This window comes from Streptomyces herbicida (assembly GCF_032656585.1).
Classification (GTDB): domain Bacteria; phylum Actinomycetota; class Actinomycetes; order Streptomycetales; family Streptomycetaceae; genus Streptomyces; species Streptomyces herbicida.
Window position 1 is genome coordinate 37,706 of the sequence record NZ_JAUYWJ010000023.1, and the last position, 23,082, is coordinate 60,787.

17 protein-coding genes and 1 pseudogene are annotated in these 23,082 nt (G+C 69.8%); 11 read left to right on the forward strand and 7 right to left on the reverse strand.

Annotation, left to right across the window (positions count from 1 at the left end):
• Nucleotides 1–2: 2 nt before the first annotated feature.
• The 6 genes and pseudogenes from Q8A52_RS49265 to Q8A52_RS37340 form a co-directional block, all read left to right on the forward strand.
• Nucleotides 3–128: pseudogene (locus Q8A52_RS49265) on the forward strand (DUF6891 domain-containing protein); the annotation flags it as partial.
• A gap of 348 nt (nucleotides 129–476) precedes the next feature.
• Nucleotides 477–1,040: a winged helix-turn-helix domain-containing protein gene (locus Q8A52_RS37320; protein WP_316759899.1), complete on the forward strand. Its 564-nt coding sequence runs from the start codon at nucleotides 477–479 to the stop codon at nucleotides 1,038–1,040.
• Nucleotides 1,041–1,102: 62 nt separating this feature from the next.
• The gene (locus Q8A52_RS37325) at nucleotides 1,103–2,125 is read left to right on the forward strand and encodes an NAD-dependent epimerase/dehydratase family protein (protein WP_316759901.1); all 1,023 of its coding nucleotides are present in this window, start codon (nucleotides 1,103–1,105) and stop codon (nucleotides 2,123–2,125) included.
• Nucleotides 2,126–2,176: 51 nt separating this feature from the next.
• Complete coding sequence (locus Q8A52_RS37330) at nucleotides 2,177–3,448, forward strand: sensor histidine kinase (RefSeq protein WP_316759905.1); 1,272 nt, start codon at nucleotides 2,177–2,179, stop codon at nucleotides 3,446–3,448.
• On the forward strand, nucleotides 3,433–4,086 hold the full coding sequence (locus tag Q8A52_RS37335; RefSeq protein WP_316759908.1) for a response regulator transcription factor: 654 nt from the start codon (nucleotides 3,433–3,435) through the stop codon (nucleotides 4,084–4,086). Before Q8A52_RS37330 ends, Q8A52_RS37335 begins: the two co-directional genes overlap by 16 nt.
• Nucleotides 4,087–4,281: 195 nt before the next feature.
• Nucleotides 4,282–5,826, forward strand: coding sequence for a DUF1996 domain-containing protein (locus tag Q8A52_RS37340; protein ID WP_316759911.1), 1,545 nt, complete (start codon nucleotides 4,282–4,284; stop codon nucleotides 5,824–5,826).
• Between the two features lie 101 nt (nucleotides 5,827–5,927).
• Here Q8A52_RS37340 and Q8A52_RS37345 read toward each other — a convergent pair whose 3' ends face one another.
• Nucleotides 5,928–6,347, reverse strand: coding sequence for a hypothetical protein (locus Q8A52_RS37345; RefSeq protein ID WP_316759914.1), 420 nt, complete (start codon nucleotides 6,345–6,347; stop codon nucleotides 5,928–5,930).
• 85 nt (nucleotides 6,348–6,432) lie between these two features.
• Here Q8A52_RS37345 and Q8A52_RS37350 point away from each other — a divergent pair, with 85 nt between their 5' ends.
• The 5 genes from Q8A52_RS37350 (at nucleotide 6,433) to Q8A52_RS37370 (ending at nucleotide 11,762) form a co-directional block, all read left to right on the forward strand.
• Nucleotides 6,433–6,984 carry a tetratricopeptide repeat protein gene (locus Q8A52_RS37350; protein WP_316759917.1) on the forward strand — a complete coding sequence of 184 codons (552 nt, stop codon included), beginning with the start codon at nucleotides 6,433–6,435 and terminating at the stop codon, nucleotides 6,982–6,984.
• A 50-nt stretch (nucleotides 6,985–7,034) separates the two neighbouring features.
• Nucleotides 7,035–8,951, forward strand: a complete 1,917-nt coding sequence (locus Q8A52_RS37355; protein ID WP_316759920.1) for a hypothetical protein — start codon at nucleotides 7,035–7,037, stop codon at nucleotides 8,949–8,951.
• 80 nt (nucleotides 8,952–9,031) lie between these two features.
• On the forward strand, nucleotides 9,032–9,928 hold the full coding sequence (locus Q8A52_RS37360) for a metal-dependent hydrolase (RefSeq protein ID WP_316759922.1): 897 nt from the start codon (nucleotides 9,032–9,034) through the stop codon (nucleotides 9,926–9,928).
• Entirely contained in the window at nucleotides 9,928–10,977 is a 1,050-nt protein-coding gene (locus Q8A52_RS37365; protein ID WP_316759925.1) for a PDR/VanB family oxidoreductase, read from the forward strand. The genes Q8A52_RS37360 and Q8A52_RS37365 overlap by 1 nt, the downstream gene beginning before the upstream one ends.
• A gap of 68 nt (nucleotides 10,978–11,045) precedes the next feature.
• A complete protein-coding gene (locus tag Q8A52_RS37370) occupies nucleotides 11,046–11,762 on the forward strand; it encodes a TetR/AcrR family transcriptional regulator (protein WP_316759927.1) in 717 nt (238 codons plus the stop codon).
• Nucleotides 11,763–11,767: 5 nt separating this feature from the next.
• Here Q8A52_RS37370 and Q8A52_RS37375 read toward each other — a convergent pair whose 3' ends face one another.
• The 6 genes from Q8A52_RS37375 to Q8A52_RS37400 all read right to left on the reverse strand — a co-directional run bounded on the left by Q8A52_RS37375 (nucleotide 11,768) and on the right by Q8A52_RS37400 (nucleotide 23,041).
• Nucleotides 11,768–12,133, reverse strand: coding sequence for a 5-carboxymethyl-2-hydroxymuconate Delta-isomerase (locus Q8A52_RS37375; RefSeq protein ID WP_316759930.1), 366 nt, complete (start codon nucleotides 12,131–12,133; stop codon nucleotides 11,768–11,770).
• Nucleotides 12,134–12,165: 32 nt separating this feature from the next.
• Nucleotides 12,166–17,568: a pullulanase-type alpha-1,6-glucosidase gene (gene pulA / locus Q8A52_RS37380; RefSeq protein ID WP_316759932.1), complete on the reverse strand. Its 5,403-nt coding sequence runs from the start codon at nucleotides 17,566–17,568 to the stop codon at nucleotides 12,166–12,168.
• A 192-nt stretch (nucleotides 17,569–17,760) separates the two neighbouring features.
• On the reverse strand, nucleotides 17,761–19,134 hold the full coding sequence (locus Q8A52_RS37385; RefSeq protein WP_316759934.1) for an alpha-amylase: 1,374 nt from the start codon (nucleotides 19,132–19,134) through the stop codon (nucleotides 17,761–17,763).
• 135 nt (nucleotides 19,135–19,269) lie between these two features.
• On the reverse strand, nucleotides 19,270–20,952 hold the full coding sequence (locus Q8A52_RS37390) for a glycoside hydrolase family 13 protein (RefSeq protein ID WP_316760211.1): 1,683 nt from the start codon (nucleotides 20,950–20,952) through the stop codon (nucleotides 19,270–19,272).
• Nucleotides 20,953–21,114: 162 nt separating this feature from the next.
• On the reverse strand, nucleotides 21,115–22,023 hold the full coding sequence (locus Q8A52_RS37395) for a sugar ABC transporter permease (RefSeq protein ID WP_316759936.1): 909 nt from the start codon (nucleotides 22,021–22,023) through the stop codon (nucleotides 21,115–21,117).
• Between the two features lie 13 nt (nucleotides 22,024–22,036).
• The gene (locus Q8A52_RS37400) at nucleotides 22,037–23,041 is read right to left on the reverse strand and encodes a carbohydrate ABC transporter permease (protein ID WP_316759937.1); all 1,005 of its coding nucleotides are present in this window, start codon (nucleotides 23,039–23,041) and stop codon (nucleotides 22,037–22,039) included.
• Between the last annotated feature and the right edge of the window lie 41 nt (nucleotides 23,042–23,082).

The window sequence follows — 23,082 nt, forward strand, 5'->3', positions numbered from 1 at the left end:
GCATGGTTCTTCGGCACGCCACGACGGCCGTCGGTCACGAGGCCGTGGCCGGCCTCACCGGCACCGGGCTGTCCGCCGTATGGGACGGCAATCCGGACGCCGCGATCGAACTCACCTCCCTGACCTGGCACAAACGCCTGTGGGGTGAGGTACGCGACGTCGGCTTGGCGCCGAGGAAGCGTCCAAGCAGTGAGAGGAGACTGCTGCCGCGGGCCAGCGTCTGCTTCAATGGGCGCATGGTCGGCTTCCAGAAGGTCATCGCGACGGGTCGCCATGACCTCGAGCCCTTCTGGCCCTCCCGTCAGCACCACGACTTCGACCGGGTGTGTTGCGGCGCGATGAACGCGCCGGCCCTCTAAAGCCGTATACCCCGGCCTTCGCCCGGCGCGGACGACGTACGTCCCTCGGCGCGCCCGACCACGAATCGCGGCCGCCGTCCTCCCGACGAACTCCTCGCGCGAAAGAGCTGACCTCTCATGGCGACCTCCCGTTCTCTTTCCTCCGCCTCCACCCTGACCTCCCCCGTCCGTCAGCGGCTGCGTGCCGTGGACCGGGACGAGGTCGTACGCATCGCGGACTTCCTGCCGCCGGGCGCCACCTGGTTGCCCGCGCCGCAGCACACCCTGCCCACGCTGCCCGGCCAACCTCCGATGGTCGGCTATCTGGTGCTGGTCCCTGTGGACGAGCAGCCGCCGTTCCCGCCGGTCTCGGTGCCGGACCGGCCCGAAACGGCCTCCGCCGGCGTCGAGCCGCTCGTGCGCATCGACCCCGTGCAGCGCACCGCCCAGGTCGACGGACGCGAACTCGACCTCACCTACCTGGAGTTCGAGCTGCTCGCGCATCTGGTGGCGCACCCCAACCGGGTGCACACGCGCGACCAGCTGGTCACCACGGTGTGGGGCTACGGCCATGTCGGCGACGGCCGCACGGTCGACGTCCACATCGCCCGGCTGCGGCGCAAGCTCGGCGTCGAGCACCGCTCGGCGATCCAGACCGTCCGGCGCGTCGGCTACAAGTACACCCCGCCGACCGGGCGCTGACCTCCTCTGCCCTCGGCAGAGTGCGGTTCCGTCCCACGGCCCGGCCGGGCACGATCTCGGGCATGAGACTTCTGGTGCTGGGTGGTACGGAGTTCGTGGGACGGGCCGTCGTCGAGTCGGCCCTCGGGCGCGGCTGGGAGGTGACCGTCTTCCACCGGGGACGGCACGCTCCTCCGCCGGGGGCGCGGGCGCTGCACGGCGACCGCAACGCCCCCGGCGGACCGGCGGCCCTCGCCGGGAGCGAGGAGTGGGACGCCGTCGTCGACACCTGGTCGGCCGCGCCCCGCGCCGTGCGGGATACGGCGCGGCTGCTGCGGGGCCGCGCCGGGCGGTATGCGTATGTGTCGAGCTGTTCGGTGTACGCCTGGCCCACGCCGGCCGGTGCCGACGAGGACGCGCCCGTGGTCGAGGACGCGTCGGCCGACGCGGAGCGGACCGAGTACCCGCGGGACAAGCGGGGCGGCGAGCTGGCCGCCGTCGAGGCCTTCGGCGCGGACCGCTCGCTGCTCGTGCGGGCCGGGCTGATCCTCGGCCCGTACGAGAACGTGGGCCGGTTGCCCTGGTGGCTGACCCGGATCGCCCGCGGCGGCCCCGTGCTGGCGCCCGGACCGCGGGACCTGCGCCTGCAGTACGTCGATGTCCGCGACCTCGCCGAGTGGGTTCTCGGGGCGGTGGAGCGGGGGCTGAGCGGACCGTACAACCTCGTGAGCCCGCAGGGGCACGCCACCATGGGCGAACTGCTCGACGCCTGCGTCCAGGTCACCGGCTCGGACGCCGAACCGGTGTGGACCGCCCCGGACGTCGTCCTCGGCGCGGGCATCGAGCCGTGGACCCAGCTGCCGGTGTGGGTGCCGCCGGACAGCGACATGTACGACGCCCTGCACTGCGCGGACGTCTCGCGGGCCCTGGCGGCGGGCCTGGAGTGCCGCCCGGTCGCCGAGACCGTCGCCGACACCTGGACCTGGCTGCGGGACATCGGCGGCATCGCGCCCCAGCGGCCGGACCGGACGAGCAAGGGGCTGGATCCGGAGGTGGAGGCGAAGGTGCTCGCGGCCGTCCGGGGTGTATCCGGCACCACCCCCTGACCGGGTACCGGGCCCAGTGACCTGCGCCCCGGGGTCGGCGAGACTGACGCCATGAACACCGACACGAAGAGCGGCGGCGCCGGCGGGCGCACCCGGGAAGTGGTGCTGGCCGCCGTACGGGGACTCGTGCTGGCCCTGGCGATGCTGCCCGTCGCCGTGCTCGTCTTCACGCTGGCCGTCGTCTCCATCGCGACGATCCCGATCGGCATCGGCATCGTCACGACCCCCTATGTCCTGGGCGGTGTGCGGGACTTCGCGGACGTACGGCGGCGGCTCGCGGCCGAGTGGTGCGGGGTGCGGATCCCGTCGGCGTACAGGCCGATACCCGCGGACGCCAACCTCTGGGCGCGTTGCTTCGGGATGCTCCGGGACCCGCAGGTCCGGCGGGACCTGCGGTGGCTGCTGGTGGACATGACGGCGGGCTACGTCACGGCGCTGCTTCCGGCCGTCCTGCTCCTCTACCCCTTCGAGGGGTTCGCGGTGGCGGCCGGGCTGTGGCGGGTGCTCGCCGACGGCCAGACCTACTGGTACGGCTTCGTGCCGGTCACCGACCAGCCGACCGCGCTCGGCGCGGCCGCCACCGCCGCGGTCCTGCTGGTCGCCGCCTACCGGCTCGCCCCGCGCCTGCTCGTCGTCCACTTCCGGCTCACCCGGGCCGTCCTCGGCGCCGATCAAGGTGAACTCTCGGAGCGCGTACGGGTGTTGACCGAGACCCGGCGGGACGCGGTGGACACCTCGGCCGCCGAACTGCGCCGTATCGAACGGGATCTGCACGACGGGGCGCAGGCCCGGCTGGTCGCCATGGGCATGGACCTCGGCACCATCGAGATGCTCCTCGACAAGGACCCGGCCAGGGCGAAGCAACTCCTCGCCCAGGCCCGCCAGTCCTCCGCCGACGCGCTCAGCGAGCTGCGCGACCTGGTCCGCGGCATCCATCCGCCGGTCCTCGCCGAGCGCGGACTGGGAGACGCCGTACGGGCGTTGGCGCTGCGGTTGCCGCTGCCCACCGAGGTGACCGTAGAGCTGGGCGGCCGCGCGGACGCGCCGGTGGAGTCGGCGGCGTACTTCGCCGCCAGCGAGGTGCTCACCAACGCGGTCAAGCACTCCGGCGCCGACCGGATCTGGGTCGACATCCACCACACCGACGGCATGCTGCGGATCGCGGTCACCGACAATGGCAAGGGCGGTGCCGAGGTGGGAGCCGGTTCCGGGCTCTCCGGAGTCGAGCGGCGACTGGGTACATTCGACGGCGTCCTGGCCGTCAGCAGCCCCGCGGGCGGTCCCACCATGGTGACCATGGAGATTCCGTGCGCGTTGTCCTAGCCGAAGACCTGTTCCTGCTCCGCGACGGACTCGTCCGGCTGCTGGAGGCCTACGACTTCGAGATCGCGGCGGCCGTGGAGTCCGGCCCCGAGCTCGCCCGCGCACTGGCCGAGCTGGAGCCGGACGTGGCCGTGGTCGACGTACGGCTGCCGCCCACCCACACCGACGAGGGCCTGCAGTGCGCCCTCAAGGCGCGGCAGGACCGGCCCGGACTGCCGGTGCTGGTCCTCTCGCAGCATGTCGAGCAGCTGTATGCGCGCGAGCTGCTGGCCGACGGCAGTGGCGGGGTGGGGTATCTGCTGAAGGACCGGGTGTTCGACGCGGAGCAGTTCGTGGACGCGGTACGGCGGGTGGCGGCGGGCGGTACGGCCATGGACCCGCAGGTCATCCAGCAGCTGCTGGCCCGGCGGTCCGCCGACGACCATCCGCTCGGCAACCTGACGCCCAGGGAGCGGGAGGTCCTGGAGCTGATGGCGCAGGGCCGGTCGAACGCGGCGATCGCCGCGCAACTCGTCGTCACGGAACGGGCGATCGCCAAACACACCTCCAACATCTTCGCCAAACTGGGTCTGGAGGTGTCGGACGATGACAATCGGCGCGTCCTGGCCGTGCTGGCCCATCTGGACCGGGGCCGCTGACTTTCCGCGACCTCCACACTACTTTCACGCAACTCCTGCTGCTCAAGGGGCTGTTGAGGCAGTATCGACGGCCAATCCTCTGATGAATTTGTGAGGCGGCTGAACACGCCTGGGACGCGATCCGTATGGATGGAAGCAGCTTCACTCCTGTCGGGCGCCTCGATGCTGCCCCGCCAAGGAAGTCAGAGGAGTTCCATGGGACGCAACACACGCAAACGCCGTACGCCGCTGGCCACCAAGGCCATTGCCGCATCGGCGGCCCTAGCGCTCGGTGGGGGCGGGCTGATCTGGGCGAACTTTTACGCATCCGCGCACGAGTCCAGCAACTCGGCGCAGAACCAGACCAAGGCCGCAGCGGCGCAGGTCGCGACGATCTCCTGCCCGGACGTCGGCCAGAAGCTGACGAACGTGCCGTACAGGGCGCGCAACGGCGTGGCCGCGGAGCTGGCGAACCTCGACAAGCAGATCACCGAGGCCTACGCCCGGCTCGCTTCCACGCGTCAGTCGCAGACGAACGACGCGAGCTTCGTACAGAACGCGATCGTCAATCCGCTGAAGGAGAAGCGGGCCGCCACGATCGACCGGATCAGGATCGACATCCAGCGGGTCGGCGGCACGTTCAACAACGCGCTCTCCCAGCTCGCCGCCTGTACGACGCAGACCGCCAACCAGACCACCGCCGGCGGCCAGGCCAACACCGGCCAGCAGCAAAACGGCGGGCAGGCGCAGAACGGCGGCCAGGCGAACACGGGTGGCCAGGCGAACACCGGTGGTCAGCAGCAGAACGGCGGGCAGGCGCAGAACGTCGGCGGGCAGGCCGGCAACGGCCCGGTGGCGGCCGACTTCGTGGACATCACGAAGGTCGCGGCAAACGTCCAGGGCAAGCCGCAGAACAGCGGCAACGCCTCGACCGGTACGTTCACCACCCGGTGCGGCGTGAACGCGAACAAGAACCACAACACCGACAACGTGATCGTGGCGCCCGGCGTGGCCAACGGCGCGCACCACCTGCACGACTACGTCGGCAACCAGAAGGTCAACGCGTTCTCGAGCAACAACACGTTCCTGCAGGCCGGGACCAGCTGCCAGAACCAGAACGACCTGTCGTCGTACTACTGGCCCGTGGTCCGTGTCCAGGACGGCACGCAGGACTTCGACCAGAACGCGGACGGCGGTGGCAAGGAAGGCAACGTCGGCAAGATCCTGACGCCGGTCCAGGCGCAGATCAAGTACGTCGGCAACCCGCAGAGCAAGGTCGTCGCGATGCCGCAGTTCCTGCGCATCATCACCGGTGACGCCAAGACGACCACCAACGGTCTGGCCAACGCCAACGCGCACTGGAGCTGCACCGGCTTCGAGAACAAGGTCCAGCTGACCACGCAGTACCCGATCTGCCCGCAGGGCAGCAAGGTGGTGCGTACGTTCGCCTTCCAGAGCTGCTGGGACGGCCAGAACATCGACAGCGCCAACCACCGCACGCACGTGGCCTTCGCCGACCCGGCCAGCGGCGCCTGCGGCAACGGCTTCAAGGCGATCCCGCAGCTGACGATGCGCCTGGTGTACAACATCACCGCGCCGACCATCCAGAACGGCCAGGTGAAGAACGCCTACGCGGTCGACGGCTTCCCGGAGCAGCTCCACAAGCCGGCCACCGACCACGACGACTTCATCAGCGTCACGAAGAACAACCTGGCGAACAAGATCGCCAACTGCATCAACAACGGTCAGCGGTGCGCATGATCCCCTGAGGTGGGCCGCCTCGTCGGCTCACCGAAGAAGGCCGGTGGCGGGTCCCTCCCGCCACCGGCCTTCGCCGTTGCGCGCGCCCGGCGCGCGGGCCGTCAGCCGCTGTGGGAACCGTGGGAGCTGTGGTCGGTCCCGATCTCCACCTCGCCGCCGAGCGTGCCGCGCAGCGCCTTGACCACTCCGTCGTCGCCGACGGCGACCCACTTGCGGCCCACGAGGTAGTAACCGCCGTAGTCCTTGGCATCGTTGATCCACTCGCGCTGGCCGCGGTCGGTGGCGAAGGTGGCGAGGATGAACTTGCCGTGGGAGTTCTTGCAGATGGCCTGGCGGATCTCATCGGCGTCCGTCTGCATGTTCGGCTTGCACTTCACTTCGGCGGCCAGGCTCTCCAGACTGCCGGTGGCCGTCGTCGGCACGGCGTCCGTGGCGCTCTTGCCGCCGCCGGAGCCGCACCCCGCCAGCAGCAGCGCGGCCGCGGCGCCCGTCACGGCGAGCATCGGTCGGGTCAACCTCATCTGTTCCTCCGGTCCTGATGGGCGTAAGCATGCCGCAGAGAGCCCTCGCGAGGGGCCCCGCCCCTCGATACGGGCGCCGGGGGCGATGCGCTCAAATCGAGTGCCGCCGCGGGCACACCCGTGCGAGGGTGTACCGGTGAACCAAGACTGGGAAGATCGCGTGACCGCCGCCTGGGCCACCTTCGACGACTACGCGGAGGAGGACGCTGCCGACTTCCGGGCCGTGATCGACGCGCTCGTGGCCGAACTGCCCGAGGACAGCCCGCTGGGCCCGTTCGAGCGGGCCTGCGCCTGGGACTCGACCGGTCACTCGGACAGGGCGGCATCGCTGTACCGCGAGGCGCTTGCCCGCGGGCTGAGCGGCTACCAGGGCCGCCGGGCCAAGATCCAGCTGTCCAGCTCGCTCAGGAACATCGGGCAGGCGGAGGAGGGCGTCAAGCTTCTCACGCCCGAACTGGACGGCCCGTCGGACGAGTTGGACGACGCGGTGCGCGCCTGTCTCGCCCTGTGCCTGTCCAGTCTCGGCCGCGACCGCGAGGGGCTGTCCCTCGTCCTCGGCGCCCTCGCTCCCCATCTGCCGCGCTACCAGCGGTCGATGGCCAACTACGCGCGGGCGCTGGTCGAGCCGGAGGACTGAGCCACCCGGACGGCGGGTGACCAACCAACGGCTCACTCGTTCTGAAGGACGTGCAGTCACAGGATGTAGCCCCGCGTCACGCACCCAACTCCTCCGGAGCCCCCGGCCCGGTCGTCGACGTCGAGCAGGCCGAGGCCGCGCTCGTCGAGCACTACCCGCGCCTGGTCCGGCTGGCCTATCTGGTGCTGCCGCCGGGCCTCGGCCGCAACCGCCGCGTCCTGACCGCGCACGCCCTCACCCAGCGCGCGCTGCCCAGGGGCCGCACCTCGGCCTCCGCGATCCCGGCCCAGTCGACGGGCCGTGACACGGACCCGGGCTACTCCTTCGTCCGCCTCCAGGTGGTGCGTTCGGCCCTGAAGGCCACGCGGACGCAGGGGCGCGGGATGCGGCGGCTGCCGCCGCTGCTCCCCCAGGTGTGGGGCCTGCGACTGTTCCCGCGCTCGGGCGGCGCCGACGAACTCGCCCTGGACCAGCGCCTTGCGACCCTGTCCGGCCCGGCCCGTGCCGCTTATGTGCTGCGCGGTCTGGAGCGGCTCGCCGACGGCGACGTACACCAGGTGCTCGCGGCCGCCGGGGCCGAGGATCCGGACGAGGCGCTGCTCGAGGCCGACGACATCCCGGCGCACTACGCGCTGCTCGTCTCCGCCGAGTTCGACCCCTGCTCGCTGCAGGCCCGGCCCACCGACCTGATGCGGCGCAGGCAGCACACCAAGGCCGCGCTCGCCGCCGCGGCCGCCCTCGCGGTGTGCGGCGCCCTGGTCGCCCTGCCGGGCGGCGGCTGGGGCCCCGACGGCGCCGCCGCCCCCGCGTACGCCCAGAACCCGGCGGCCGAGGCCGCTCTCGATCCCGGCAGGCTGACCAGGATCGCGCCCACCGCCTGGAAGACCTCGGCACGTGCCGACTTCTCCGTCTGGCCCGCGCGCGGCCCCCTCACCGCCGACACCGCACTGCTGCGCCGTGCCCTCGCCGTCTGGGCCCGCCCCGGGGAGACGGTCCGAGTCTCGGCGACCCCCGGCACCCAGACCGGCGGCCCGGCCGGACCGCCCCAGCTGCTGTACGCGGGCGACGTCGACAACGCCCGCGTGGTGATCCTCTACGACGGCCTGCGCATCGCCCGCTACGCCGAGCCGAAGAACGGTACACAGGGTGCGGCCCTCGACCTCGCCCGCGCCGACGGCGCGACCGGCGTCGGGGCGAGCGCGCTGGTGCTGGGCCGCGCCGACGGCAACGTCCGTTATCTGACGGCTCCTTGGGTGAAGCAGGCCGCCGAGCGGGACCTGACCAAGCCCGGGGCGGGAGCGATGGACCTCGGCCTGACCGACGGTGTCACCGGCCCGCTGGCCAGTCCGGCCATGCAGCCCGGCGCGTGCACGTCGTGGAACGTGCTGCAGCTGACCGACGCCTCCGGCGCCCAGCTCACCACCGACCTCGGCGAACTGGTCCCGGCCCACCTCACCACGGGCCGGCCGGGCAAGCCGCACGAGGCGGACGGGGCGGAGGCGCTGCGCACCTGGGCGCCGTTCGCCTGCTCGTTGTCCGCCGAGCGCTCGGCGGGGGTCAGGAGCGTCAACGCCTGGGCGTTCGCCGATCAGTCGCTGCCCGAGGACGGCGGGACGGCCAGGTGGGTGTGCACCCGGGCCGAGACCTGGCGGGGCGACGGGACGGCGGCGCTGGCCCAGTTCCACACTCCGGGCGGGCGGTACGGGGCGGTCGCGGCCAAGGGAACGGACGTGACGGCGTGCGGTGCGCGTGATCCGCATGTGCTGGCCGGGGTGTTGTGGAAGTCCGACGCGGGGACGTGGTACCTGCTGGCCGCGGGCGGCAGGGACACGGCGTCGATCCGCACGACCGGCGGGGTCACCGCCACCGGCCGCGGCAGCACACTGGCCGTACCTGCGAAGCAGGGCACCCAGGCACAGCTGTCGGGCACCCTGGACGACGGGTCCGCGCTGCGCGGTCTGCGCTAGCCACCGGCTAGCTGACACTGGCGTCAACAAGTACCCGCACAAGGGTTTCCCCCGGACTTACCCGCCAGTACATTGACGCCATGTCTAACACGCAGGCCCGGCCGGTGGAGTCCGAGCGGATACCGCTCAAGGCCCGCAAGGTGTCCTTCTCCTGGGAGGGCACCCCGCTGCACTGGGTGCCAGGGGACCCGTTCGCCACGCACACCATGAATGTGCTGCACCTTCTGCTGCCCGCCGGTGAGCGGTGGTTCGTGCACGTCTACAAGCAGGTGCTGCCGCTCATCCGGGACGACCGGCTCCGTGCGGACGTCATCGGGTTCATCGGCCAGGAGGCCATGCACTCCCAGGCCCACGACGAGGTGCTGCCGCATCTGAAGGAGCTCGGCCTCGACCCGACGCCCTACACCGCGCAGGTCGACTGGTTCTTCGAGAAGCTGCTCGGCGACCGCACCCTGCCGCCGGGCCGGGCCCGCAAGTGGTGGCTGCTGGAGCGCGTGGCCCTCATCGCGGCCATCGAGCACTACACGGCCTTCCTCGGTGACTGGATACTGAACGCCGACGAACTGGACCGCCGCCGGGCCGATCCGACCATGCTGGACCTGATGCGCTGGCACGGCGCCGAGGAGGTCGAGCACCGCTCCGTCGCCTTCGACCTGTTCATGCACGTCGACGGAAGCTACCGGCGCCGGGCACGCACCTGGGCCACGGCCTTCACCGCGCTGGTGTTCCTGTGGCAGCGCGGGGCCCGCTTCTTCATGGAGAACGACCCCACGCTGGTCGACGGCAAGGCGTCGTTCAAGGACTTCTATCTGAGCGGCCGGCGCGGCACCCTGCCCGCGACCGGCGACATGCTGAAGTCCATCCCCCGCTACCTCAGCCGGACCTACCACCCCTCGCACGAGGGCTCCACCGCACAGGCCGTCGCCTACCTGGCCTCCTCCCCCGCGGCGCGGGCCGCCGAGAAGGGGGCGTCCTGATGCCGAGGCTGCGGACCCTCGCGGTCCTCGCTGGTACCGCGCTGCTGGCCAGAAGGGCCCTGCGGCGCCGAATCCAGGACTCCCCGCTGTGGCCGCTGCCCGCCCTGGACCCGCCGATCTCCGGCCGGCCGCGGCCGCGGGCCCTGCGGCTGCTGGTGACCTCGCACGAGACGGTGGCCGACGGGGTCGTCCGGCTGCGCCTGGAGGGACGGGAGCTGCCGCGCTGGGAGCCGGGCGCCCATCTCGACCTCGTGCTGCCGTCCGGGCTGGTGCGGCAGTACTCGCTGTGCGGGGACCCCGAGGACACCTCGTCGTACACGGTCGCCACCCGGCTGGTCCCGGACGGCCGGGGCGGCTCGCGCGAGGTGCACGAGCAGCTTGCCGAGGACATGGAGCTGGAGGTGCGCGGGCCACGCAACCGCTTCCCGCTCGTCGAGGCGCCCTCGTACGTCTTCGTCGCCGGCGGCATCGGGATCACCCCGGTCCTGCCGATGCTGCGGGCCCTGCCGGAGAACGCCGAGTGGCGGCTGCTGTACGGCGGGCGGTCGCGGGCCTCGATGCCGTTCCTGGAGGAGGTCGAGAAGCTCGCCGGTGACCTGCTGACCGTGGTCGCGGAGGACGAGGAGGGGCGGCCGGACCTGGACGCGCTGTTCGCGGACGTGACCGGGGGCGCCGCCGTGTACTGCTGCGGGCCCGAGGGGCTGATGGCGGCGGTCGAGGAGCGGCTCCCGGCAGGCGCCACGCTGCACCTGGAGCGGTTCGCACCGCGCACCTCCTGCGACGGCAACGCTGAATTCGAGCTCGAACTCCGCCGCAGCGGGCGGACGTTGACCGTCCCCGCCGACTCCACCGTGCTGGCCGCCGTACGCAAGGAACTGCCCGACACGGCGTACTCCTGCGAGCAGGGTTTCTGCGGGACCTGCCAACAGCGTGTGCTGAAGGGCGAGGTGGAGCACCGGGACGAGCTGCTCACGGACGCGGAGCGCGCCGACTCGATGCTGATCTGTGTCTCGCGTGCACGAAGTGCGCGTCTCGTGCTGGACATGTGACGGTTCCATGCGAACACCACGACCGGTCCGGCCCGTTCCGGGCCGGATCCGATCGGTAAGGTGTTCGCATGACTACCGGGGTTCGCCGCAGAATGGGAGTGGAGGAGCGGCGGCAGCAGTTGATCGGCGTCGCCCTCGAACTGTTCAGCCGCCGCTCGCCCGACGAGGTCTCGATCGACGAGATAGCCTCGGCGGCGGGTATCTCACGCCCGCTGGTCTACCACTACTTTCCCGGCAAACTCAGCCTCTACGAAGCCGCGTTGAAGCGTGCCGCGGAGGATCTGGCGGGCCGCTTCCAGGAGCCGCACGACGGCCCGCTGGGCGCCCGGCTGCTGCGCGTGATGCGCCGGTTCTTCGACTTCGTGGACGAGCACGGGCCGGGCTTCTCGGCCCTCATGCGCGGCGGCCCGGCGGTCTCCGTGGGCGGAGCCCACTCAATGAGCCACGTATCGGCCACGAACGCGCTCATCGACTCCGTACGACAGGCCGCGTACGAACAGATCCTTTCGCACCTGCGCATCACCGATCCGCCCGCGCGACTGGAACTGGTCATCCGTTCCTGGATCTCGCTCGCCGAGTCGACGGCCCTGATCTGGCTGGACGGTCGGCGCATCCCGCGCGCAGAGCTGGAGCGGCAGCTCGTGCACGACTTCGCCGCGCTGGCGGCGGTGAGCGCCGCCAATGACGCCGAGATGGCGGAGCTCCTGCGCGACATACTCAAGGAAGAGCCGGCCGACGGCCCGTTCACGGACCTGGTCGGCCGGCTCATGTCCCTGGCCTCCTAGCCGTCCTATCCTTCGAACTTCCGGTAGGACGGATCCAGGTCGCGCACCTCGGCGGAGGCGCGCAGGGTGACTCCGTCCTCCGGCGTGACATGCCTGCGGAGGAGTTCCAGCACGGTCTCCGTCAACCTCGCCTTCGTCTCTTCGCTGCGCCCGGCGAGGAGCCCGATGGTCACATGCACCACGGCGGGCTGCCGATCCATGGGCTCGTAGGCGTACGCGGAGAGCGCGTCCCGGAACAGCGTCTTGCAGGCCTCCGGGTTGGCCGCCGCGATCTCGACGACAGCTTCGTGCAGGGCCCGCGCGAAGCCGTCCATGTCGAAGGCATCCGAGTCCTCCAGCACGGCGGTGTAGTCGACGGTGATCTGCGGCATGGACACTCCTGTTCTACGACGACGCCCAGACCCTACTTCGCCGCCCGGGTGAACACCGCCACGGTCCGTGCCGGGACGGTGAACGTGCCCGAGTCGGCCGCGTAGGAGGAGGTCTTCACCACCGCGTCCGTGCCGTCGGCCTGCACCGGGTGCAGCCGGTACGACGTCCCGGCCAGCGCGCCGACACGCTGCTCCTGCTTCTCCGGCGTCGCGTTGAACACCACGACCAGGTCACCCAGCTCCATGGTGATCACACCCGGTGTCTCGTCCTTCCCCGACAGCGGGAAGGAGAGCCGCGACTGCACCTGCGCGGCCGTGCCTAGGGAGAACGCCTTCTCCGTCGTACGGATCCTGAGCAGGTCCTGGTACGCGGCCGAGCTACCGGTGATCTGGGGGCAGCCGACGCTCACCGAGCTCAGCAGGGGCTTGGCGTACGGCCACTTGGACTCGTTGTCGGCCGCCATGGGCAGCCCGCGTCCGAAGCCGTTGCCGTCCGCGCAGTTCCAGTGGATAGCGTTGAACCAGTCGCCGCTGTCGAAGGAGTTGCGGTCCAGCGACTTGGAGCGCAGCAGGTCGCTGCCCGCCTGGGACAGGGACGGACCCTGCGAGAGGGCGGCCGTCGCCATCGCCAGGACCTGCATCCGGGCCCGGTCGGACGCCGAGGTGTCCTTGGGCAGCTTGTAGGTGAGGGCGTCGAACAGGGACTCGTTGTCGTGCGCGTCGACATAGGCGAGCGCATCGCCGGGCGCGTCCGCGTAGCCCGCGGGCGAACCGTTGTAGTCGACCTCGGAGCCCTTGACCTCCTTGCCGGCCGTGTCGGTGAAGGTGAAGGCCTTCAGGTTGCCGGACAGGCCCACCTTGATCAGGTCCTGGTAGTGCAGCAGACGGGCCTTCTGCTCCTCCTTCGTGCCGTTGGCCGTGGACGCGTTGGGGTCGGTGTAAAGCCCCGACGCGAAGCCCTGGATACCGGGGTCCGAGTCGAAGGGGCCGCCGCCGCGCACCGCGTCACGGGCCCGGTCGGAGAAGGTGGCGATGCCGGTGCCGGCCATGTTCTGCTGCGTGGCCTGCACGAACCGGGCGTCGTTCGCGACCTCGCCGAAGTTCCAGCCCTCGCCGTAGAGGATGATCTTCTTGCCGTCGACGCCGTCCTTGTCGAGGGTCAGCGCGTCGAGGGCCTTGCGCACGGCGAGGATGTTGGCCTTCGGGTGGTGGCCCATGAGGTCGAAGCGGAAACCGTCGACCTTGTACTGCTTGGCCCAGGTGACGATCGAGTCGACCACCAGCTTGCCCATCATGGCGTTCTCGGTCGCGGTGTTGGCGCAGCAGGTGCTGTTGGCCACGCTTCCGTCGGCGAGAAGCCGCTGGTAGTAGCCCGGCACGAGCTTGTCCAGGACGCTGGTGTCCGCCTGGCCGCTGGCCGCCGTGTGGTTGTAGACGACGTCCATGACGACCCGGAGGCCGTCGTCGTTGAGCGACTTGACCATCTTGCGGAACTGGACCGTGCGGGCGGTGCCGTTCGGGTCGGTGGCGTACGAACCCTCGGGGACCGTGTAGTGGAACGGGTCGTAGCCCCAGTTGTAGGCGTCCTTCGCGGCGGTCTTCGCGACGCACTCCTGCTGCTTGTCGGAGTCGGCCGCGAAGGAGGCCAGGTCGCAGTCGGGACTCGCCTGGTCGGCCTTCTTCTCGGGGATGGTGGCGATGTCGAAGGCGGGCAGCAGGTGCACGTACGAGGTGCCCGACTTCGCCAGCTGACGCAGGTGCTTCGAACCGTCGCTGCCCTGGTCGGTGAAGGCCAGGTAGGTGCCCTGATCCTTCGCCGGGACCGTCTTGTCGGCGACGGAGAAGTCCCGGATGTGCAGCTCCTGGATCTGCGCGTCCTTCAGCGGTACGGCCTTGGGCTTGCGCAGGGTCGACCAGCCGCCCGGGGCGAGGGCCTTGTCGTTCAGGTCGACGACGAGGCTGCGCTCGGAGTTCGCGGTGAGGGCGACCGAGTAGGGGTCGGTGACCTTGTTCGTCACGACCTTGCGGACGCTCGGGGCCCAGACCTTCACGAGGTACCGGTAGGGCTTGTTCTTCCAGGACGCCGTACCCGTGACGGACCAGACGCCGGTGGCCGCGTTGCGGTGCATGGCCACCTTGGAGCCGTCCAGCTCCAGGGAGACGCTCTGTGCCGTCGGCGCCCAGACGGAAAGGCTCGGTTTCCCGTCATGGAAGACCGGGCCCAGCTTCGCAGTCGTGGCGTCGTACACGTCGTCGAGCACACCCGCGATCTGGACGCCCGTCGCGGCCAGCACCGCGCCGTTCGCCGCGCGCTGGGAGGCCACGATCTGGCCGCTCAGCGCCTGGCGCACCCGGTCGCGGTCACGCGGGTCGACGGACCAGGCCGTGTAGTCCTTGAGGTGCGGGAACTTGGCCTTCTGGGCGTCGGTGAGAGTCGTCTTCGTCAGTCGCAGCCAGCGCTCGTCGTCGCTGGTCAGCGTCCCGTCCTTGACGGCGATCGAGCCGTCGTGGGAGTAGAGCAGCTGGGTGGAGACGGCACCGTCGACGCCGTTCCAGGCGACCGTGTTCCGGTCGATCCAGACCGCCTTGGAGGTGGTCAGGTCGAGGGCGGCCGCGCTGCCCGCGGGCTGCGGCAGCAGGTACTTCTCCTGGCCGTTCAACAGCCACACCTCGTAGCCGTTGGTCTTGAGGTCCAGGGACTGGTCGGCGGGGAGATCCTTGTCGTCGCCCTTGTGGATGATGTAGCTGAGACTGGTGGCACCGTCGCTGAGCGGCACCTCGAAGACCGCGCCATAGGCATCAGTCTTCACCGGCTTGAGGGGGTTCGACCAGTCGGTGGGGTTCGCGGCGCCCGTCCAGACGTGCAGGCCCCAGCCGTCGTAGCTCCCGTCGGCGCGGTGGTAGTGGACGACCGCCTTGGTCTTGTCCTGCGCGGGATAGTCGGGCTTCTGGGTCAGGACGTCCGGCTTGCCCTGCTCGACCCAGACCTCACCCGTCTTGGTGACGTCGATCGTGCGGTCGGCGGAGACGTCCTTGTTGCCGTCCTTGTCGATGACCAGGAAGCCGACGTTCGAGGCGCCGGGCTTCAGCTTCACGTAGGCGAAGGCGCCGTAGGCGTCGCGGCCGACGAAGGGGTGACTGGCGGGCCAGTTCGTGGCCTCGCCGTCGGCGATGTCGCCCCAGGCGTACAGACCCCAGTCGGCGTAGTCGCCATCCGTGCGCTTGTAGTGGACGATGGCGTAGTCGCGGGAGGAGGCCGCGGGGACCTCCGGGGCGGGCGGGGTGCCGGTCGTGCTCGTGGCCGTGGCGCTCGCGGTCCTGCCCGCGGAGTCGATCACGACCGCCTTGTAGCGCAGGGCCGTGCCGGAGGGGACGTCCTTGCCGATGACCTGGGTGACCTTGTACGGGGCGTGGTCGGCGGAGCCGAGGACGCGCCAGTTGCCGTTGCCGATCTGGGCGGCGAAGACGACCCGGTTGAGCTGACCGCCGTCGGGGTCGGCGGAGAGCTCGACGGTGCCGGTGGCGCCGGTGTCCGGGGCCTTGAGGGTGATCGTCGGCTTGGTGGCGGGCTTGGCGAGGGTGCCGGCCGCCTTGAGGACGACGGCTGAGCCGGCCGGGACGGTGACGGTGAGCTTCTTGTCGGCATCCGTGTTCGCGGTGGCGTCCGTGCCGTAGATCCCGCGGTACGTCATGTCCGCGGAGCCGGTCGCGAAGGTCGCGGTCCTGTCCTCGCCGGCGTTGTTGAAGGCGACGACGTACTCGGCGCCGGTCCTGGCGTCCGCGCGGGTGAAGGCGTAGATGCCCGGGCCGTCGGCCGTGTACCGCTGGGTCTGGACTCCGTCGGTGAGCGCCGGGTTGTTCCTGCGGAGCTTCGCGAGAGCGGCGATCTTCTTGTAGAGCGGTGCGCTCTTGTCGTAGGCGTCGCTCGCGTGGGTGCGGTCGGTGCCGATCTCGTCGTCGTCGAGGTAGTCGGGGACCTTGGAGGCGAACATCGTCTGGCGGGCGTCCTTGTCGCCGCCGGAGCCGGTGAAGCCCTGCTCGTCGCCGTAGTAGACGACCGGGTTGCCGCGGCTGAGGAACATCAGCTCGTTGGCGAGCCGGTCCTTCCCCAGCAGTTCGGCATCCGTGGCCTTCGGGTTGTCCTGGTTCAGGAAGTACCCGATGCGGCCCATGTCGTGGTTGCCGAGGAAGGTGACCTGCTCGTAGGCGTTGGCCTTGTCGGTCGTGTACTTGTAGTCGTCGCCGAAGACCCCGGCCAGCTTCTGCGCGCTGCCGCCCTGGGAGGCGTACTGGCGGGCCGCCTCCTGGAAGGGGAAGTCGAGGGTGGCGTCGAGACGGCCCTGGGTGACGTACGGGGAGGTGATCGAGGCGTCGGCGGAGTAGACCTCACCGAACATGAAGAAGTTCTTGCGGCCGTGCGCGGCGGCGTACTTGTCGAGCGCCGTCGCCCACTGCGTCCAGAACTCCATGTTCACGTGCTTCACGGTGTCGATCCGGAAGCCGTCGACGCCGAAGTCCTTCACCCAGCGCTGGTAGATCTTCTCCATGCCGCTGACGACCTCGGGACGCTCGGTCCACAGGTCGTCGAGCCCGGAGAAGTCGCCGTACGTCGTGGACTCGCCCGCGTACGTCGAATCGCCCCGGTTGTGGTACATCGTCGGGTCGTTGAGCCAGGACGGGACCTTGCTGTTGCTCGTGACCTTCGGCGTGCGCGGGAAGGAGCCGGCGTCGACGGCCGGGAACTTCCTGCGGCCGTCGGCGTAGGCGGCGTCGTCGAAGGGCCGCCCGTCCTTGGTCAGGTACGGGAAGGCGCCCTTGGAGAGGTAGTCGTAGGACTTCTCCTTGTAGTCGACGACGTCGGCGGTGTGGTTGGTGATGACGTCGAAGAAGACCTTCATGCCCTTGGCGTGCGCCTTGGAGATGAGGGTTTCGAGGTCCTTGTTGGTGCCGAAGTGCGGGTCGACCCGGGTGAAGTCGGTGATCCAGTAACCGTGGTACCCGGCGGAGGCGTTGGTGCCCGTCCCCTGTACCGGCCGGTTCTTGAAGATCGGCGCCATCCAGATGGAGGTGGTGCCGAGGCCCTTGATGTAGTCGAGCCGCTTGGTCAGGCCCTTGAGGTCGCCGCCCTGGTAGAAGCCCTTGTCGGTGGGGTCGTAACCGGTGCTCAGACGAGAACCGGTCAGACCGCCCTGGTCGTTGGACTTGTCCCCGTTGGCGAAACGGTCCGGCATGACGAAATAGAACTGCTCGCGGGTGTCGTCGTGCCGGGCGGGCTGTGCGGCGAGCTTCGCGTCCGAGGGCGGTGGGGGCGGGGTGTCCGCGTGGGCGGCGAGGGGCTGCACAAATGCTGCGGCGAGCGCGGCGACGGTGACGGCCGCGACCCGTCTGACGTGGGCGGTGCGGCGCGTCGGGGGCGCCGGCCATCTCGGTATCACAGGCGGGAACTCCTTGCGATTGCGGCTCTGTTGGGTCCGACCCCACGCCACGGCTCGGCTTCGATGCCGGGCGCCCGCGCGACCGTATCGCTGACGAAAGGTTTACAGCAAGAGGCTTGAAAGCATCGGTAAGAAATTTCAACTACCGTGGCCCGCACCGCCGTGGGACAGCGGTGCGGGCCTTTGGCCGGTTCAACAGCTCGACTTGCCCGCGTAGATCGCGAGTGCCGTGTTGCTGCCCAGGGTGGCCGTGAACTGCCCGCTGGAGTTCACCGTCACCGTCGTGTTGTTCTGGACGTTGCAGTACGTCCCGGCGGGCAGCGACGTCTGGTACGTCCGGGTCAGGGCGCTCGCCTCGTGGTTGATCGCCACGTAGCCCTTGTTCCCCCGGCCGAAGGCGATGGCCTGGTAGCCGTTGTCCCACCAGTCCCTCACCGCCTGGCCCCTCGTCGCGTTACGGAAGGCGACCATGCGGATGATCTCCGGCCAGGCGTGCTGGCACTTCCAGCCGTCCTGCCAGCAGGCGTTGACCGTGCCGCCGCCCGGCGGGCCGGCGTCCACGTCCGTCCACTCGTAGCCGGAGTTGATGTCCGGGGCGCCGTAGGGGTAGGCCAGCATGAACACGTTGGCCAGGGTGTAGTTCGCGCCGTCCTTGTAGTCGAGGGTGGAGCCGTTGCGCTCGGTGTCGTGGTTGTCGACGAAGACGCCGGCCACCGAGCTGCTCATGTAGCCCCAGCCCTCGCCGTAGTTCTTCAGGTAGGCGAGGCGCTCGTTGTTGAAGACCCGCTTGAGGTCGTAGGCGTAACGGAACTCCTGGACGTCCCCGTTGCCCGTGTACTCGGTGGGCTGGACGGCCTCGTTGGCGCCGTAGATGACCTCCTGCTTCCAGTAGACCGAGGGGTTCGCGAGGCGGGACTTGATGTTGGCGAGGTCGTCGGCGGGGATGTGCTTGGCCGCGTCGATGCGGAAGCCGTCCACGCCGAGGGTGAGCAGGTCGTTCATATAGCCCGCGATGGTCTTGCGGACGTACTCCTCGCCCGTGTCCAGGTCGGCCAGGCCGACCAGTTCGCAGTGCTGGACGTTCCAGCGGTCGGCGTAGTTGGTGACCTGGGCCGTGCAGTCGTCGAAGTCGTAGGAGGAGTACAGGCCGGGGTAGTCGTACTTTGTGTACGAAGAGCCGCCGGTGCCGGTGCCGCTGCCCGCCGCCATGTGGTTGACGACGGTGTCGACGACGACCTTGACGCCCGCCGTGTGGCAGGTGTTCACCATGCTCTGGAAGGCCGTGCGGTCGCCGAGGCGGCCGGCGATCTTGTAGCTCACCGGCTGGTACGACGTCCACCACTGTGGGCCCTGTATGTGCTCGGCAGGCGGGGAGACCTGCACGTATCCATAGCCGGCGGGGCCGAGGGTGTTGGTGCACTCGCGGGCGACCGAGGCGTACTTCCACTCGAAGAGGACCGCGGTGACGTCCTTGGTGCCCGGTGGGGAGGCGTGTGCGATCGTCGGGGTCATGACAAGGGCGGCGGCCGTGAGAGCCAGCGCCCCGGAGAGGGTTCTGCGTGCCATGTGGGGGTTCCTTCGTCGTTGAAGGCTCTTGCTGAAACCTTGCTGAAACCTTTCGGTTGGCGAGATGTTAAAGGCCCGCCACCCAAAAGGGCAGCGGGCCGTTGAAAGTTGATGCAAGAAGTTATGGAGCGGTGATCACGCGGTCGTCCACCACACGGTCGTGTCCGCGGGCACCTTCGCCTCGCCGTCGGCCTCCGTCAACTCGCCGCTGGCGAGCAGGACACGGCCGTACGCCGGGGTCGTCACCGACTCCCCCGTCGTGTTCGCGACGCACACGAACTCCCCGCGCCGGAAGGCCAGGACGCCCTCGGGGGCGCGCAGCCACTCGACGGAGTCGCCGGCTCCGAGGTCCGGCTGCGAGCGGCGGGCGCTCAGCGCGGAGCGGTACAGCTCCAGCGTCGAGCCCGGCACGCCCGTCTGCGCCTCGACGCTCAGCTCGGCCCAGGTGGCGGGCTGCGGAAGCCAGCTGCCGCCGCTGCCGAAGCCGTACGAGGAGCCCGCACGGGTCCACGGAATCGGGACACGGCAGCCGTCGCGGAAGCCGTCCTGACCGGCGCCCCGGAAGAACGCCGGGTCCTGGCGCACCTCGTCGGGCAGGTCGACGACGTCGGGCAGGCCGAGCTCCTCGCCCTGGTAGACGTAGGCCGAGCCGGGCAGCGCCAGCATCAGGAGGGTGGCGGCACGGGCCCTGCGCAGGCCCAGTTCGCGGTCGCCCGCGGTGCGGATCTGGGTGCCGAGGCCGGGCGGGTTGGCGAAGCGGGTGGCGTGGCGGGTGACGTCGTGGTTGGACAGGACCCAGGTGGCGGGGGCGCCCACGGGGCGCATGGCCTCCAGGGTGCGGTCGATGACCGTCCTCAGCTCCTTGGCGTCCCATTCCGTGCCCAGGTACTGGAAGTTGAAGGCCTGGTGCAGCTCGTCGGGGCGGACGTAGTTCGCGGTGCGCTCGACGGTCGGGGTCCACGCCTCCGCCACAAAAATGCGCTCGCCCGCGTACTCGTCCAGGATCGTGCGCCACTGGCGGTAGATGGCGTGCACGCCGTCCTGGTCGAAGAACGGCATGACATCGTTGCCCAGCAGTTTCAGCTGGTCGTGGGAGCCGAGGTCCGGCAGGCCCGCCGCCTTCACCAGGCCATGGGCGACGTCGATGCGGAAGCCGTCGACGCCCATGTCCAGCCAGAAGCGCAGGATCGAGCGGAACTCGTCGCCGACCGCCGGGTGCTCCCAGTTGAAGTCGGGCTGCTCCGGGGCGAAGAGGTGCAGGTACCACTCGCCGGGGGTGCCGTCCGGCTCCGTCACGCGGGTCCACGCCGGGCCGCCGAAGATGGACTCCCAGTCGTTGGGCGGGAGTTCGCCGTTCTCGCCCTTGCCGGGGCGGAAGTGGTAGCGGTCGCGCAGCGGCGAGCCGGGGCCCTCGGCGAGCGCGCGCCTGAACCACTCGTGCTGGTCGGAGGAGTGGTTGGGGACCAGGTCGACGATGATGCGCAGGCCCAGTTCGTGGGCGTCGCGGATCAGCGCGTCGGCGTCCAGGAGGTTGCCGAACATGGGGTCCACGGCGCGGTAGTCGGCGACGTCGTAGCCGGCGTCGGCCTGCGGCGAGGCGTAGAAGGGGCTGAGCCATACGGCGTCCACGCCGAGGTCGCGCAGGTACGGCAGTCTGGAGCGTACGCCCTCCAGGTCGCCCATGCCGTCGCCGTTGCTGTCGGCGAAGCTGCGCGGATAGACCTGGTAGATCACCGCGTCCCGCCACCAGTCGCGGCGCTTGGCGACGGTGGCGACGGTGGCGGTCGGGGCCGGGGCGGCAGGGTGCTGCTGACTCATGGCGTCCTTGATGCGTAACTCGGTTCGGGTCATGGGGGTCTGCGTACGGCGGCAGGGGTACGGCCGGGGTGTGTGAGGCGGCCGCGGTGCCAGCGGGGTCGGAGGTGCACCGCGGCCGCCACCCGCGCGGTCAGGCGCGCGGGAGCCTTTTCCGGAAGGGGGTCAGCCCTTCGTGCCGCCTGCGGTGAGGCCGGTCACCAGGTTCTTCTGCACGAGGTAGAAGAACGCGGAGACGGGTATCGCGACGAGCACGGCCGTGGCGGCCATGAGGTTGCGCTGGGCGTCGTGCTCGCTGACGAAGCTCTGCAGACCGACGGCGAAGGTGTACTTGCTGTCGTCCAGCATGAACGTCGAGGCGAAGGCGACCTCACCGAAGGCGGTGATGAAGTTGTAGAAGGCCGCGACGGCGAGTCCGGGCTTGGCGAGCGGCAGGATGAGCCGCGCGAAGGTGCCGAAGGGGGTGAGACCGTCGACGCGTCCCGCCTCGTCGATCTCGAAGGGGATGGTGTCGAAGTAGCCCTTGAGCAGCCAGGCGCTGTAGGGAACCGCGGTCGAGCAGTAGACGAGGATCAGGCCGAAGTAGGTGTCGATGAGCTGCAGGTCCGAAAGGATCTGGTACATCGGCACGATAAGGACGGCGATCGGGAACATCTGGGTGACCAGCAGCACCCACATCAGCTTCTTGTAGCCGGGGAAGCGCATGCGGGAGACGGCGTAGCCGGTGGTGGCGGCGACCATCACACCGATGACCGTGGTGCCCAGCGAGACGATCAGCGAGCTCTTCATCCAGTCGAAGAAGTTCGTGTGCTGGAGGACGAACGAGTAGTTGTCGAACGTCATCTTCGACCAGATGCCTCCGGGGTGGAGGTAGTCGTCCTTGTCCGGGCCGAGCGAGAGGAAGATCAGCCAGGCGATCGGGAAGAGCGCGATCAGGCTCGCGACGATCAGGATGCCGTGGGAGGCGAGGGAGGCGATGAAGCCGCGCTCGCCACGGCCGCGGGTCGTGCGACGGGTGTCCGCAGAGCTCTGCTTCGTCACTGCGGCGGGGGTCTCGACGGTGGTCGTACTCATGTGAACTCCTGCCTCAGATCGCGAGCTGCTGCTCGTTGCGGTTCAGCCAGCGGCGGTAGAACGAGGTGAAGACGATCAGGATGGCCAGCAGCAGGATGCCGTAGGCGGCGGACTGAGCGAAGTCACGCGGCTGCTGTCCGAAGCCGAGGTAGTAGGCCCAGGTGACCAGGATCTGCGCGTCGGGGGCGGTGTTGCCGAACAGCAGGAAGATGACGGCGAACTGGTTGAAGGTCCAGATGATGCCGAGCAGTACGACGGTGGAGCTGACGGACCGGAGGCCCGGAAGGGTGACGTACCGGAACCGCTGCCAGGCGTTGGCGCCGTCCATCTCGGCGGCCTCGTACAGGGAGGAGTCGATGGACTGCAGTCCGCCGAGCAGCGAGACCATCATGAACGGCACACCGCACCAGGTGTTGACCATGATGGCGGCGAAGCGCTGCCAGAAGGTGTCCTCCAGCCAGTCCGGTGCCGGCAGGTGGAGTGTGTGCAGGAACGAGTTGATGATGCCGCCGTCGGCGAGCATGAAGCGCCAGCCGAACACGGTCACGAAGGTGGGCACCGCCCACGGCAGGATCAGGATCAGCCGGTAGAAGGTGCGGCCGCGCAGCTTCTGGTTGAGCAGCAGGGCGAGGCCGAGACCGATGCCGTAGTGCAGGGCGACACAGAGCGCCGTCCACACGATCGTCCAGATGAAGTGCGACCAGAAGCGGTCGTACGACGTCGGGCCGAACAGGATGTCCTTGTAGTTGTCGAGGCCGATGAACTTGTACGTCGCGTCGATGTGGTTGACGCCGATGGTGCGGGCCGTGTTGAGGCTGTTGGCGTCGGTGAGGGTCAGGTAGAGGCCGTACACCAGGGGGTAGATCACCAGGACGCCGAGCACGACGGCCACCGGGGCGATCATCGCGTAGGCGTACCAGTGCTTCTGGAATCCGTGCTTCAGGCGCTGGCCCAGCCCGGGCCGCGGCGCGCGGTCACCGCGGCGCTTGCCGGTCGCGCGGTCGATGGCGACTGTCATGGTTCGACACCTTCTGGATGTTCAAGGGGGACGGGCTGGGC

What these genes read in the sequence shown, in the direction of transcription:
- Q8A52_RS37320 (WP_316759899.1), top strand. Translation starts at nt 477, where the DNA reads ATGGCGACCTCCCGTTCTCTTTCCTCCGCCTCCACCCTGACCTCCCCC.
- Q8A52_RS37325 (WP_316759901.1), top strand. Translation starts at nt 1,103, where the DNA reads ATGAGACTTCTGGTGCTGGGTGGTACGGAGTTCGTGGGACGGGCCGTC.
- Q8A52_RS37330 (WP_316759905.1), top strand. Translation starts at nt 2,177, where the DNA reads ATGAACACCGACACGAAGAGCGGCGGCGCCGGCGGGCGCACCCGGGAA.
- Q8A52_RS37340 (WP_316759911.1), top strand. Translation starts at nt 4,282, where the DNA reads ATGGGACGCAACACACGCAAACGCCGTACGCCGCTGGCCACCAAGGCC.
- Q8A52_RS37345 (WP_316759914.1), bottom strand. Translation starts at nt 6,347, where the DNA reads ATGAGGTTGACCCGACCGATGCTCGCCGTGACGGGCGCCGCGGCCGCG.
- Q8A52_RS37350 (WP_316759917.1), top strand. Translation starts at nt 6,433, where the DNA reads ATGCGCTCAAATCGAGTGCCGCCGCGGGCACACCCGTGCGAGGGTGTA.
- Q8A52_RS37360 (WP_316759922.1), top strand. Translation starts at nt 9,032, where the DNA reads ATGTCTAACACGCAGGCCCGGCCGGTGGAGTCCGAGCGGATACCGCTC.
- Q8A52_RS37365 (WP_316759925.1), top strand. Translation starts at nt 9,928, where the DNA reads ATGCCGAGGCTGCGGACCCTCGCGGTCCTCGCTGGTACCGCGCTGCTG.
- Q8A52_RS37370 (WP_316759927.1), top strand. Translation starts at nt 11,046, where the DNA reads ATGACTACCGGGGTTCGCCGCAGAATGGGAGTGGAGGAGCGGCGGCAG.
- Q8A52_RS37375 (WP_316759930.1), bottom strand. Translation starts at nt 12,133, where the DNA reads ATGCCGCAGATCACCGTCGACTACACCGCCGTGCTGGAGGACTCGGAT.
- Q8A52_RS37385 (WP_316759934.1), bottom strand. Translation starts at nt 19,134, where the DNA reads ATGGCACGCAGAACCCTCTCCGGGGCGCTGGCTCTCACGGCCGCCGCC.
- Q8A52_RS37390 (WP_316760211.1), bottom strand. Translation starts at nt 20,952, where the DNA reads ATGAGTCAGCAGCACCCTGCCGCCCCGGCCCCGACCGCCACCGTCGCC.
- Q8A52_RS37395 (WP_316759936.1), bottom strand. Translation starts at nt 22,023, where the DNA reads ATGAGTACGACCACCGTCGAGACCCCCGCCGCAGTGACGAAGCAGAGC.
- Q8A52_RS37400 (WP_316759937.1), bottom strand. Translation starts at nt 23,041, where the DNA reads ATGACAGTCGCCATCGACCGCGCGACCGGCAAGCGCCGCGGTGACCGC.